Source organism: Rothia kristinae NBRC 15354 (genome assembly GCF_001570865.1).
GTDB classification, from domain to species: domain Bacteria; phylum Actinomycetota; class Actinomycetes; order Actinomycetales; family Micrococcaceae; genus Rothia; species Rothia kristinae.
This window is the reverse complement of sequence record NZ_BCSM01000017.1, coordinates 15,734-28,004: the sequence shown is the minus strand read 5'-3', so window position 1 is coordinate 28,004 and position 12,271 is coordinate 15,734. Positions and strand designations below refer to the sequence as shown.

The following is a 12,271-nucleotide window of genomic DNA, read 5'->3' as shown; positions in this document are numbered from 1 at the left end:
CCTTCACCGCGTCCGTAAGTTCCCCGCGGAACCCTCGCCTCCCCTTCGTGGGGAGGCCTTCGTTGAGGGGAGACGCTCTGTATGACCCCCTGGGAGCCTGAAACTCGCCTCCCCTTCGTGGGGAGGCCTTCGTTGAGGGTCGCGCGTGTTCGGTCATGCGAGGGTGTTCGGTGACGCTCGCCTCCCCTTCGTGGGGAGGCCTTCGTTGAGGGTTCCGCGACAACGGCGACGGGACCGTGACGATCGAGCTCGCCTCCCCTTCGTGGGGAGGCCTTCGTTGAGGGGTGCGGCAGGTCCGGGCCCTGGATGACGCGAGCGGCCTCGCCTCCCCTTCGTGGGGAGGCCTTCGTTGAGGAAATGTCGACGCCGAGGTGCAGGTAGCACACGCGACCCACGCTCCCCTTTAGGGGGAGGCCTTCGCCCGCTCCAACAGCCGGACGCACCTCAGGCATCGTCGACGTCCGCCACAGTAGAATCGAAGCCACAACGACGTGCGCCACCGAGCAAGGAGCGATCAGCGATGGTCCGCCTCAGCGACCTCATCTCCGTCCCAGCGATCCAGTTGGAGGTCGATGCCGAGGACTGGCGCAGCGCCATCCAGCACGCCGGAGCGCTCTTGGCCGACGTCGGCGTCGCCGGGCCGTCCTACACCCAGGCCATGGTCGACGTCGTCGAGGAGCACGGGCCGTACATCGTCATCACGCCCGGCTTCGCCCTGGCTCATGCCCGACCGGACGCCTCGGTGACCGCCACCGGCCTGTCCTTCGTCCGCCTGGCCGCACCCGTGCGCTTCGGTCACGCCTCCAACGACCCCGTCACCATCGTGATGGCGCTGGCCGCACAGGACCCTGGCGCCCATCAGCAGGCTCTCGCCTCCCTCGCTCAGGTCCTGGGTGATACGCAGAAGAGAGCCGCCCTGGACGACGCCGCCACCCCGGAGGAAGTTCTCGAGGTCTTCGCCTCAGCCTCCACACGAGCTCCCAGCACCGGAGCACCGCGGCAGCACAGCGCACAGCAGAGGCCGACGCCGGATGACCCCGCCGCATCCGGCGACACCATCCCCTCCAAGAACCTGCTGCTCACGGTCTGCGGCAACGGCCTGGGCACCAGTCTCTTCCTCAAGAACACCACCGAGCAGGTCCTGGACCGCTGGGGCTGGTCCCCGTACCTCTCCGTCGAAGCCACCGACACCATCTCCGCCAAGGGCCGAGCCAAGGAAGCCGACTTCCTCCTCACCTCCGGGGCCATCGCCCAGACGCTGGGGGATGTCGGCGTGCCCGTCGAGGTGATCGAGAACTTCTCCTCCCAGGAAGAGGTCGACGCCGCCCTGCGCCGCCGCTACGCCATCTGAGGTCCCCCGGCACATCCGTACCACCCGCCAACCGGAGCACACCCCATGAACGTCCTCATCGCGATCAGCCAGTTCATCGTCAATGAGATCCTCAGCGTCCCCGCCTATCTGATCGGCATCATCACGGCAGTCGGCCTCATCGCGCTGCGGAAGAGCGCCGGCCAGGTAGTCGGAGGCGCCATCAAAGCGGTGCTCGGATTCCTCCTCATCAGCGCCGGAGCCACCCTCGTTACCGCCTCCCTGGACCCACTCGGGACCATGATCCAGGGGGCCCTGGGCGCCCAGGGAGTGGTCCCCACCAATGAGGCCATCGCGGGGATCGCTCAGCAGGAATACGGCGCCCAGGTGTCCTGGCTGATGATCCTCGGGTTCTTCGTGGCCATCCTCCTCGCCCGGTTCACGCCCCTGCGCTACGTGTTCCTCACCGGACACCACCTGCTGTTCATGGCCACGCTCATCACCATCGTGATGGCCTCCGCCGGGATGCCCGGGACGCTCGTCGTCTGCCTGGGCGCGGTGCTGCTGGGCATCCTGATGGTCGCTCTGCCCGCTCTCGCGCAGCCCTGGACCCGCAAAGTCACCGGTGACGACTCCATCGCCATCGGGCACTTCGGCACCGCCGGATACATCGCCTCCGGAGCCGTGGGGCGCCTCGTGGACCCCCGTGGCAAGAGCCGCTCCACCGAGGACATCAAGGTCCCGGAAGGGCTGCGGTTCCTCCGCGATTCCATGGTCGCCACCGCGCTGTCCATGGTGGTCATGTACGTGATCGTCGCCGTCATCTACCTCGTCCGAGCCGGATCTGAGACCGCGTTCCAGGCCTTCGACGGCGGAGCGACCGACGTCGGTAATTACATGATGCTCTCGGTGACCCAGGGGCTGCAGTTCGGCATCGCCGTGGCCGTCATCCTCTTCGGGGTGCGCACCATCCTCGGTGAGCTGGTACCGGCCTTCCAGGGGATCGCCGCCAAGATCGTCCCCGGGGCCATCCCCGCCCTGGACGCCCCCATCGTGTTCCCGTACGCGCAGAACGCGGTGCTGATCGGGTTCCTCTCCAGCTTCGCCGGAGGCCTGATCGGGCTGCTGCTGCTCGGCACCGTCTTCGGCCCGATGTTCGGCCTCGCCCTGATTCTGCCCGGACTGGTCCCCCACTTCTTCACCGGCGGTGCCGCCGGGGTCTACGGCAACGCCACGGGTGGACGACGCGGCGCCGTCTCCGGGGCCTTCGTCAACGGCCTGCTCCTGACCTTCCTGCCGGCGCTGCTGCTCAAGGTCCTGGGGTCCTTCGGCTCCGCCAACACGACGTTCGGAGACACCGACTTCGGGTGGTTCGGCATCCTCATCGGCTACGGAGCGAAGCCCGGGGTGGTCCTCGGATCGATCATCCTCATCATCATCGGTCTGGTGCTGCTCGGCGCCGCCATCCTCGTGCAGAAGCGGCTCGTGGACCGCCCCTGGGACCCGGCACCGGCCCGCGCCTCGGCACCCGGCGGAGACACCGCCGAGATCACCGGGGATACGGCGGAGACCGGCGCACCGACCGCCCGGCCTGAAACCGACGCCGCAGATCGCTACCCCCGCATCGCCCCGCCGGCCGGCGCCCCGACACCGCCGAAGCGGTGAGGCACCCACATCCACCGATATCCCACCCAGACCTCACAGGAGTACACCGGTGAACACTGAGCAGATCGTCGCTCTGGATTTCGAGACCGCCAACGAACAGCGAGCCTCCGCCTGTGCCATCGGGATGGTGCGCGCCGATGCCAGCGGGCAGATCATCGACCGGTACTCCACGCTGCTCAGACCCGCCCCCGGCTTCGACTACTTCTCCCACTTCAACGTCTCCATCCACGGGATCACAGCCGAGGATGTGGAGGATGCACCCACCTTCGAAGAGGCCCTCCCCGAGCTGCGGGAGTTCATCGGGGAATCGCCCGTCATCGCGCACAACATGGCTTTCGACTACTCCGTGTGGAACGCCGCCTCGGCCGCCATCGGGCAGCCCGGTCTCAACTCCCGCCGCCTGTGCACCCTGCGTATCGCACGGCAGATCCTGCGCCGTCATGATCGCCCCAATGACCTGAAGACTCTGGCGGCGGAGTTTGCACCCGAGGTCGACTTCGCCCACCATCGAGCATCCGATGACGCCGCCGCCTGCCTTCACGTCCTCTTCGGGATGCTCCCGAACATCCAAGTCGACCTGGCCACGTTGGTCAGGGAATTCTCGCTGGATTCCTCCGGGAGGCGTCCCCTAGGCAGCAGGTTCTACGCTTCCCGGTCCGGGAGCCTGGCTGCTCTGGACACCATCGACGAGGTGGAAATCGAGTCCTGGCCGGACTCCGACATCCTGGCGGGAGCGGGGATCTGCTTCACCGGAACCCTGGATCGCATGAATCGAAATACCGCCAAGGCCCTGGTGAGGAAGCTGGGCGGAACGCCTCAGGACGGCGTCACCAAGAAGACGCGCATCCTGGTGGAAGGAATCTCCGATCCCGCCCGGTGGCGTCCCGGTGCGGACGGCTCATCGAAGACCCGCAAGGCCCGGGCCCTCGCCGAATCCGGACAGCAGATCGAAGCCATGACCGAGGAGACCTTCTTCGCCATGCTCAGCGAGCTGGAAGCTTCCCAGTAGCGACTTGTACCCGTCCGGAACACTCCCCCGAGCCCCCACCCCCGAAACACCAGCCCGCTACCATCACCCCCATGCCGCACATCACCCCCGCCAACGACACCACCTCCACCACCGACACAACCCACCCCTCCCCAGCCTTCCTGCCCGCCGCCGAGGCCATCGGCCCGGGCCTTCAGCGGTTCCGCCGGGAGCTGCACCGCCAGCCGGAGCTGGGCACCCACCTGCCGTGGACGCAGCAGCGGGTGCTGGAGAAGCTGGAGGTCCTGCCCCTGGAGATCACCACGGGCCGATCCCTCACCTCCGTCACCGCGGTGCTGCGCGGGCAGGGTCGGCCCGCCGCCGCATCCGCTGACACCACCACCCGCCCCGCCGTCCTGCTGCGCGGGGACATGGACGGGCTGCCGGTGCTCGAGGACTCCGGGGAGGAGTTCGCCTCCACCACCGGCACCATGCACGCCTGCGGGCACGACCTGCACACCGCCGGGCTGGCCGGGGCCGCGCGGCTCCTCAGCGCCCACCGGGAGGCGTTGGCCGGCGACGTCGTGTTCATGTTCCAGCCGGGCGAGGAGAACCCGGGTGGCGCGCTGCCCATGATCGAGGAGGGGGTGCTCGACGCCGCGGGCCCGCGCGTCGTCGCCGCCTACGGCTTCCACGTGCACCCCGGTCGGCGGGGCACCTTCCAGTACCGACCGGGCACCTACATGGCCGCGGCCAACATCCTGGGCATCACCGTCCACGGGGCCGGCGGGCACGGCTCGCAGCCGCACAACGCGCGCAATCCGGTGCCGGCCGCCGTCGAGATCGCCGCCACCCTGCCGGCGAAGATCCAGCAGACCTTCCCGGCCACGGAGCCGGTGGTCGCGACCATCACGCAGCTGCGCGCGGGCAGTGCCGCGGAGAACGTGATCGGGGACGAGGCCTTCATCGGCGGGTCCGTGCGCACCATGGATCGGGCGGGCACGCGGCGGTTCGGGCGCATGGTGGAGGAGCTGGCTCAGGGCATCGCCGCGGCCCACGGCTGCACGGTCACGGTGGACTTCTCCGAGCTGTACCCGGCCACCATCTGCGACCCCGCCGAGGCCGCCTTCGCCGCGCGGGGCCTGCGGGGCCTGCTCGGGGAGGATGCCGTGACGCAGCGGGAGCACTCCCGGATGGGGTCCGAGGACTTCTCCTACGTCCTGGAGCAGGTGCCGGGCGCGTTCCTGCACGTCGGCGCCTCCTACCCGGACGAGGACCCGGCGACCTCGCCCACCAACCACTCCGCGCGGGTTCGGTTCGACGACGCGGTCCTGCCCGTCATGGCCGCGGGCCTGGCCCAGCTCGCCCACGACCGCTTGGCCGGGTGAGCCGGTGCGCCTGGCGAGCCGAGCCAGCCGGTTTGGGAGGGGTTTCGACGTTTGGGAGCGTTCTCGAGGCTCCCACACACCAAAACCGCTCCCAAAACGCCCACCCGCCCAACCCCGGCCCCGCCCCAGAGAGCGAGCGCAGCCGTCTCACCCCACCGCGGCCAGCACCAGGAAGACGACGCCGGCCGCGGCCAGCAGGATCGCCACGGCCGGGCGGATGTCCTGGCGAGCAGCCCACGCGGAGCCGGCTCGCACGGCCCGGGCGGCGCGGGGGAACGCACCCCACGCCCAGGCGGCCAGCAGGTACGGCCCGGCCACTCCGAGCAGGAACACCAGGTACAGGAGCACCTCGACCCACAGGTGATGGTGCCCGGCCCCGCGGATGGCCCGCCCGGCCACGTACATGGTGGCGGGGCCACTGAAGCCGATGAACGTGTTGGCCAGCCCGATCAGCACCATCCGGGAGGGTCGGGCGTCCCCCGGGGACGGCGGGCGGTGGGGCTTCAGGGGTCGGCGGGAGCGGTGCCACTGCCAGGCGGCCAGCAGCAGGAACACCAGGCCCGCGGCGAGGTCCACGCCGCGGCGCACCAACAGCTCTCGGGTGCGGTCCTCCAGCAGCCGGGCCAGCACATCCGGATCCACGGCGCGGAACGCGAACATCAGGATCGTCGCCCCCAGGACGATGCCGAGGGTCAGCCACCGGATCAGTCGGGCGGGCCGGTTCTCGGTGGTCAGCAGGTGCAGCACGACGGCGTACATGCTGGGGCTGAACCCCATGACCAGTCCCAGCCCCACCAGGGACGCTCCGGCGGCGACCATCGCCCCTCACCCCGCTCTCCTCGACGTCGCGCACCATCATGGCAGACGGGGGCGGGCACCGGGGTCAGCTCTTCGACGCCGAGCTCGGGTCCGCCTGATGCGGCACCGTCTCCGGCGCGCCGGTCAGCATGGTCAGCAGCAGCACGGCTGAGATCTCCCCGTCACGGGGGTTCGACGCGTCGTCGTCCGGGCGGTCCACACGATGCGTGACGTGTGCGGGCAGGTGCACCACCGTGCCGGGGTCCAACCGCTCGGTGCGTCCGCCCCAGGTGAAGTCCAGGGTGCCGCGCAGGCACTGCACCGTGATCGGGTGCGCGGCCCGGTGCTCGGGCAGACTCTGCCCCGGGGCGAAGGCGAACAGGATCAGATTCGCCCCGGCTCCCTGCAGCACGCGGGCCACTGCAGGGCGAGGACGGCCGGGGTCCGGAACGGGGGCGGCGTCGAGCAGGTGGACAGCGGTTCCGGAGCTCATCTGCGCCTCCTCGAGCTCAGCCCGACCCTGCGCAGAAGCTCGGCGTGGCTGTTGCGCACCGGGGCCGCGTCCTGGAATGCCCGTTCGAGCCATGACCCCTCCCAGATATTCGGTATCTTCTATACCGATTCTAGGTCAGCCGCAGCCCCCGGAAGGCACCGATCGCCGGGGATCAGCCCAGGACCCACCCACCCTGACCCCATTCCGGAGCGCACTCCGGAAGGACTATCGTGGGCGGCGAGGGGCGCGAGGATGCGCTCCCGGACCGATTCGAGGATCGAGGCACACCATGAGCGGCTTCACGCACGTCACCGTCATCGGCTCAGGGGTTCTGGGCTCCCAGATCGCCTTCCAGGCGGCGTTCTTCGGGAAGGAGGTGATGGTCTATGACATCTCCGAGGAGATCCTCGCCGAGCTCCCCACCCGGTGGGATCGGCTGGCCGGATTCTACGTTCGGGACATGGAGGCCACCGAGGACCAGCTGGAGCAGACCCGCTCCCGGCTGCACCACAGCGCCGATCTCGCGCAGGCGCTGGCCGAGGCCGACGTCGTCATCGAGGCCGTGCCGGAGAACCTGGAGCTGAAGAGGAAGGTGTGGGCGCAGATCGGGGCAGCGGCCCCGGAGCAGGCGGTGCTGTGCACCAACTCCTCGACCCTGCTGCCCAGCGACATCGCCGCGGCCACGGGACACCCGGAGCGGTTCCTTGCCCTGCACTTCGCCAACGAGGTGTGGAAGAACAACACCGGCGAGGTGATGGGCCACGCGGGCACGGACCCCCAGGCGGTGCAGCAGGTGCTGGAGTTCGCGGGACAGATCGGGCTGGTGCCCATCCACGTGGAGAAGGAACAGCCCGGCTACGTGCTGAACACGCTGCTGGTGCCGTTCCTCAACGCCGCCACGCACCTGTGGGTCCAGGACATCGCGGAGCCCGAGGAGATCGACAAGACCTGGCGCACCGCCACCGGCTCCCCGCTGGGCCCGTTCCAGATCCTCGACGTCGTCGGGATGGAGACGGTCTACCAGATCAACCTCAACGCCGGGACCGAGGAGTCGAAGAAGGTGGCTCAGCGGATCAAGACCGAGTTCATCGACCGCGGTCGCCGCGGCCGGGACGCCGGCGGCGGGTTCTACACCTACTGACCCGACGCACCCATCTGCCCGGCGGACACGACGACGCCGCCCGGCCCCTCCTCACCGGTGAGGGGCCGGGCGGCGTCGTGCTGGGCTCCCGGGACGTGCCGGCCCCGATCAGGCCGGCTTCATCACGCCGTAGCGTTCGAGCATGTCCCCGACCATGGTCTTGTCCAGCTGCTTGCGCAGCCAGCCGGGCACCGGCAGGGGCTTGCCGTCGCGCACGGCGGTGGTGGCGTGGAGCAGGTCCCGCACGTCGTAGACGGAGCCCCACACCTCGGGCACGCCGCGTTCGACGTCGAGCAGCTGGTACACGGCCTCCATCGCGGTGCGCACCGAGTACTCGGTGGTGAAGATCGTGTCCCGCACGGTCTCGGCGAACTGCCCGAGGAACGCGAAGTTGGTGACGTGCTCCGGCACCACCTGGGGACGATCACCCGCGGTGCGCGGCATGAAGAACGCGGTGACGAAGGGCATCGCGCACGGCCGGGTGATGCAGGATTCCTTGGCCAGCTGCGGGATCTGCTCCTCGGGCACGCCCAGGTGGTAGAGCCATTCCTGGCAGATCTCGTCCCCGGTGCACTCGCGCATCGGCTTCTTGATGAAGTCGCCGGGGGTGTCGATGAACAGTCCGTAGAACCAGATGGTCAGCTCGTTGGGCTTCTGCGCGGCGAAGTGCGGCTGGCGGTTGATGGTCCAGGACTGCAGCCAGGCGGAGTCCCGGGCGGTGACGATGCCACCGGTGACCACGCGCCCGGAATGCGGGTCCCGTCGGCAGATCTTCTCGATGTACGGGGTGATCTTGTCATCCAGGGTGGTGATGGTCGCGGATTCCCAGGCCGTCTCGTGCTCGGCGTGGACGTTGGGGGCGTGGATGAACTTGTCCGGGCGCCCGAAGTCCGGGTCCTGCTGGGCGATGTTCTTCCACAGGCTCCAGGCCCCGCCCTCAGGGGTGCTGTAATCCCATTCGGGGGCGGTGTCCTTGGTGCCCCAGGAGGAGTTGTCCACCAGGGAGCCGTTGGTGACGAACACGAGGGTGTCCTCGTCAATGTCGACGCCGCCCTTCTCGCCGCCGCGCAGCCATTCGATGCGCCGGGCGGTCTTCTTCTGCGCGGTGATGTCGAAGACGACGTTGGTCACCCGGGTGTCGAACTGCACCTTCACGCCCTGCTCCTGCAGCCAGGCGATCAGCGGCTTCACCAGGGATTCGTACTGGTTGTACTTGGTGAACTTCAGGGCGGAGAAGTCCGGCAGGCCGCCGATGTGGTGGATGAAGCGCTGCACGTACAGCTTCATCTCCAGGGCGGAGTGCCACTCCTCGAAGGCGAACATGGTGCGCCAGTACAGCCAGAAGGTCGAGTCGAAGAACTCCCGGCCCATGACGTCGTTGATCCTCTTGTCGTAGAGGTCTTCGTCTCGGGACATGAACAGGTCCAGGAGATCCTTCTGGGCCTTGAGGCTGAGGTCGAACTTCCCGTCCGTGCCCCCGTCCTCGCCGCGGTTGCGGGTCGCGCGCATCAGGGAGTAGTTGGGGTCGTCCTTGTTCAGCCAGTAGAACTCATCCAGCACGCTGGCGCCTTCGGTCTCCAGGGAGGGCACCGAGTGGAAGAGGTCCCACAGGCATTCGAAGTGGTTCTCCATCTCGCGCCCGCCGCGGATGAGGAAGCCGTCCCGGTGGGGGTCCTCGACGCCGTCGAGGGCCCCGCCGGCGATGTCGCTGGCCTCGAGGATCGTGATGTTCTCCCCCGGCATCTGCCCGTCGCGGACGAGGAATCCGGCGGCGGCCAGGGAGGCGAGTCCGGCGCCGACGAGGTAGGCGTGCTTGTGCTCCACCCCCTCGGGCTTGCGGGGCCGGGCGAATGCTTCGTAGTTGCCGCTGCTGTAGTACATGGTTCGTCTCCTTCCGGCGAGTCGCTCCATCGGGCCCGCCCTCAATTCGGAGTGTACTCCGCTTTTTCGGCGCAGGGGTCGCCCTGAGAGCACGATGACGCCCGTCGATCTCCCCCATCACCCCGCCCGGTCGGGCCGAGCGCCATCGTCGATGACGAGCCGAGCAACGGCGCGATGCACGGGGTGTCGCACCGTCCGGACTCGCGGGCCTCAGCGCAGCAGCATCTCCACCAGCCGGGTGATCATGGTGCGGAAGCGCTCGGGCAGGCTCAGCACGTCGGAGCGGCCCAGGGAGGCGCGCACCAGCTCGATGCAGATCGAGGAGAACACGGTGTCCGCGGCGAATGCGCAGTAGTCCGCGGGGCGCTGCCCGGCCCGGTCGGCGTCGGCCGCGGCATCCGCGTGACGCAGGATCCGTTCGATCGCGAAGCGCATCCGATCGATCTGCTCCAGGGAGCCCTCGGTCAGGGTGCTGCGGGCGAAGACCACCTCGCGGATGTAGGCGGTGGCCAGCTCCGGGTGCTCCAGGGAGAGGTCCCGCAGCGGGACCATCAGGTCCAGGATCGCCTGCGTGGGGTCGGCCCCCTCCTCGAGGGAGGCCAGGGCGCGGTCGTGCCCGGTGCGCAGCTGGTCGTTGACCACCCGCACCAGCAGATCCGATTTGGAGCCGACGTGCCGGAAGAAGGCCCCGTTGGTGACCCTGGCGGCCTCGGCGATCTGCTGGGTGGTCACGGATTCATAGCCGCGGCTGCGGAACAGCTGGGTCGCGGCCTCCACGATGGCGGCCGTCTTGCGCTGGCGCTGCGCGGCCCGCTTGCCCAGGGCCGGCTCGGGGATCGCCGGCCCGGCGGCGGCATCGGCAGCGGGCTCGACGGCGACGCGAGGGGCGGAGGAGGCGGAGGCGTGGGCGGCGGTGCTCATGGCACCACGGTACCGGGGTCGCCCGAAGGGCGCGGGGGAGAACGTCACGCTCTCCCGGAGCGCACTCCGCTCGGCCTAAGCTGGAAGCGCCCCCATCAGCATCGACGCCGAGAGGAAGCCCGCACGATGACTCCCCCGGAGAGCACCGGCACTCATCCCGCCCGTGATCGGGGAGGGGCCGGCCCATCGGCCGCGGCGCGGGCCCCGTGGATTCTGGCTCAGCTGGGCAAGCGCGTCCTGCGCCCCGGAGGATTGGAGACCACCCGCTGGCTGCTGACTCAGCTCGCCGTCGAAGGACGCGACGTCGTGGAGATCCTCCCCGGCCGGGGTCTGGGCACCCGGGCGATCCTGGCGGACGCGCCCGCCGGGTACACCGGGGTGGAGTCCGACGAGGAGACCCAGCAGATGATCGCGGACCTGCTGCCGGAGGGCTCCCGATACCGGGCGGTCATCGGCCGCGCCGAGCGCACCGGCCTGCCCGCCTCATCCGCCGACGTCGTGCTCATCGAGGCGGTGCTGTCCACCCTGGGAGACGAGGAGAAGGCCGCGGTGCTGGCCGAGGCCCACCGGATCCTGCGTCCGGGAGGGGTGTGCGGGGTGCACGAGCTGGCCCTGCGCCCCGGTCAGCTCTCCGCGCTGGAGCAGGAGGGCATCCGCCGCAACCTGGCGCGGGAGCTGCGCCTGCCGGCCCGTCCGCTGACCGTGCCGGACTGGGAGGACCTCGCCCAGTCGCAGGGGCTGCGGCCGGAGCAGATGAAGCTGGTGCCGATGTCCATGCTGCAGCCGCGGCGGATGCTGGCGGACGAAGGTGCCGCCGGAGTCCTCCGGATCCTGGGGAACATGGCGCGTCGGCCTCGGGCGGCCCGGCGGGCGCAGCGGATGCACCGGGTGTTCTGGGATCACCGCCGCCACCTCAGCGGCATGGCCCTGGTGCTGCGTCGACCCCGGTGACACGCCGGAGGGACGAGGGACTCACCGACGCTCCCCCGCCGGCGGCCTGGAGCTGGTAGTGTTGACGGTGCACGTGATCCGGCGGTTCGGAGATCACCTTCGCACGGACCGCCCATGATCTTCATGACGACCCTGATGCGGTCTTTTCGCAGTCCCAGGCCGGTGCGCCCGGCCGGACTTCTCGATGAGTTCTCCATCTGACTTCCTGCACCTGCCGTGCGTCCCGGTGATCGGCCGCCCACGGAGCAGGACGCCCGCGCCGGCATCCCCGCCGGCGAAGCAGCACCGGCCGCTTCCGCGGCCACCCCAACGAAAGCAAGAGATTATGGCCACTGGCATCGTGAAATGGTTCAACGGCGAAAAGGGCTACGGCTTCATCGCTCCCGACGACGGCTCGGACGACCTGTTCGCCCACTACTCCGCCATCGAGGGCAATGGCTTCCGCAACCTCGAGGAGGGTCAGGCCGTGGAGTTCACTCCCGAGCGCGGCCCCAAGGGTATGCAGGCCAGCTCGATCCGCGCGATCTGATCCTCGCACCCGATGCGACGGGGGCGGCCCCGGGACTCACCAGTCCCGGGGCCGCCCCTTTTTCCGTGCGCACCGAACCGTCAACGGCGTGGCTTCCGGACCCCGGATAGCCCACGTGAGTGACGGCTCGGCGCACGTGACGGCGTCGAACCGTCACTCGCGTGCCTTCTGAGCCCCGGATGCGCCACGCCAGTGACGGTTCGGCGTGAGGGGAGGGAGGGGAGGGCG

11 protein-coding genes and 1 CRISPR repeat array are annotated in these 12,271 nt (G+C 69.5%); of the genes, 7 read left to right on the top strand and 4 right to left on the bottom strand.

What is annotated here, in order from left to right; translation table 11 throughout:
• Window positions 1-33: 33 nt before the first annotated feature.
• Window positions 34-355: a CRISPR direct-repeat array (repeat unit 35 nt; unit sequence CTCGCCTCCCCTTCGTGGGGAGGCCTTCGTTGAGG).
• Between the two features lie 165 nt (window positions 356-520).
• From KKR01S_RS09540 to KKR01S_RS09525, 4 genes are all read left to right on the top strand, one after another.
• A complete protein-coding gene (locus KKR01S_RS09540; RefSeq protein WP_061225886.1) occupies window positions 521-1,351 on the top strand; it encodes a PTS sugar transporter subunit IIAB in 831 nt (276 codons plus the stop codon).
• Between the two features lie 45 nt (window positions 1,352-1,396).
• Complete coding sequence (ulaA, locus tag KKR01S_RS09535; protein WP_061225885.1) at window positions 1,397-2,974, top strand: PTS ascorbate transporter subunit IIC; 1,578 nt, start codon at window positions 1,397-1,399, stop codon at window positions 2,972-2,974.
• A gap of 49 nt (window positions 2,975-3,023) precedes the next feature.
• Complete coding sequence (locus KKR01S_RS09530; RefSeq protein ID WP_061225884.1) at window positions 3,024-3,983, top strand: exonuclease domain-containing protein; 960 nt, start codon at window positions 3,024-3,026, stop codon at window positions 3,981-3,983.
• A gap of 71 nt (window positions 3,984-4,054) precedes the next feature.
• A complete protein-coding gene (locus tag KKR01S_RS09525) occupies window positions 4,055-5,329 on the top strand; it encodes a M20 metallopeptidase family protein (RefSeq protein WP_081101692.1) in 1,275 nt (424 codons plus the stop codon).
• Between the two features lie 147 nt (window positions 5,330-5,476).
• On the opposite strand, the gene KKR01S_RS09520 is transcribed toward KKR01S_RS09525, so the two are convergent.
• On the bottom strand, window positions 5,477-6,148 hold the full coding sequence (locus KKR01S_RS09520; protein WP_061225883.1) for a GAP family protein: 672 nt from the start codon (window positions 6,146-6,148) through the stop codon (window positions 5,477-5,479).
• Window positions 6,149-6,212: 64 nt separating this feature from the next.
• The gene (locus KKR01S_RS09515) at window positions 6,213-6,620 is read right to left on the bottom strand and encodes a cupin domain-containing protein (RefSeq protein WP_058731841.1); all 408 of its coding nucleotides are present in this window, start codon (window positions 6,618-6,620) and stop codon (window positions 6,213-6,215) included.
• Window positions 6,621-6,909: 289 nt separating this feature from the next.
• On the opposite strand from KKR01S_RS09515, the gene KKR01S_RS09510 reads away from it, so the two are divergent.
• A complete protein-coding gene (locus KKR01S_RS09510; RefSeq protein WP_058743503.1) occupies window positions 6,910-7,761 on the top strand; it encodes a 3-hydroxyacyl-CoA dehydrogenase in 852 nt (283 codons plus the stop codon).
• Between the two features lie 108 nt (window positions 7,762-7,869).
• On the opposite strand, the gene KKR01S_RS09505 is transcribed toward KKR01S_RS09510, so the two are convergent.
• Window positions 7,870-9,642, bottom strand: a complete 1,773-nt coding sequence (locus KKR01S_RS09505) for an oleate hydratase (RefSeq protein WP_058730260.1) — start codon at window positions 9,640-9,642, stop codon at window positions 7,870-7,872.
• Between the two features lie 210 nt (window positions 9,643-9,852).
• Entirely contained in the window at window positions 9,853-10,563 is a 711-nt protein-coding gene (locus tag KKR01S_RS09500; RefSeq protein ID WP_061225882.1) for a TetR/AcrR family transcriptional regulator, read from the bottom strand.
• Between the two features lie 126 nt (window positions 10,564-10,689).
• On the opposite strand from KKR01S_RS09500, the gene KKR01S_RS09495 reads away from it, so the two are divergent.
• Window positions 10,690-11,514: a class I SAM-dependent methyltransferase gene (locus KKR01S_RS09495; protein WP_081101691.1), complete on the top strand. Its 825-nt coding sequence runs from the start codon at window positions 10,690-10,692 to the stop codon at window positions 11,512-11,514.
• Window positions 11,515-11,839: 325 nt separating this feature from the next.
• Complete coding sequence (locus KKR01S_RS09490) at window positions 11,840-12,043, top strand: cold-shock protein (protein WP_058730262.1); 204 nt, start codon at window positions 11,840-11,842, stop codon at window positions 12,041-12,043.
• Window positions 12,044-12,271 lie beyond the last annotated feature (228 nt).

Coding starts and splice junctions, on each gene's coding strand:
- KKR01S_RS09540 (WP_061225886.1), top strand. CDS start 521: ATGGTCCGCCTCAGCGACCTCATCTCCGTCCCAGCGATCCAGTTGGAG.
- ulaA (WP_061225885.1), top strand. CDS start 1,397: ATGAACGTCCTCATCGCGATCAGCCAGTTCATCGTCAATGAGATCCTC.
- KKR01S_RS09525 (WP_081101692.1), top strand. CDS start 4,055: ATGCCGCACATCACCCCCGCCAACGACACCACCTCCACCACCGACACA.
- KKR01S_RS09520 (WP_061225883.1), bottom strand. CDS start 6,148: ATGGTCGCCGCCGGAGCGTCCCTGGTGGGGCTGGGACTGGTCATGGGG.
- KKR01S_RS09515 (WP_058731841.1), bottom strand. CDS start 6,620: ATGAGCTCCGGAACCGCTGTCCACCTGCTCGACGCCGCCCCCGTTCCG.
- KKR01S_RS09510 (WP_058743503.1), top strand. CDS start 6,910: ATGAGCGGCTTCACGCACGTCACCGTCATCGGCTCAGGGGTTCTGGGC.
- KKR01S_RS09505 (WP_058730260.1), bottom strand. CDS start 9,642: ATGTACTACAGCAGCGGCAACTACGAAGCATTCGCCCGGCCCCGCAAG.
- KKR01S_RS09500 (WP_061225882.1), bottom strand. CDS start 10,563: ATGAGCACCGCCGCCCACGCCTCCGCCTCCTCCGCCCCTCGCGTCGCC.
- KKR01S_RS09495 (WP_081101691.1), top strand. CDS start 10,690: ATGACTCCCCCGGAGAGCACCGGCACTCATCCCGCCCGTGATCGGGGA.
- KKR01S_RS09490 (WP_058730262.1), top strand. CDS start 11,840: ATGGCCACTGGCATCGTGAAATGGTTCAACGGCGAAAAGGGCTACGGC.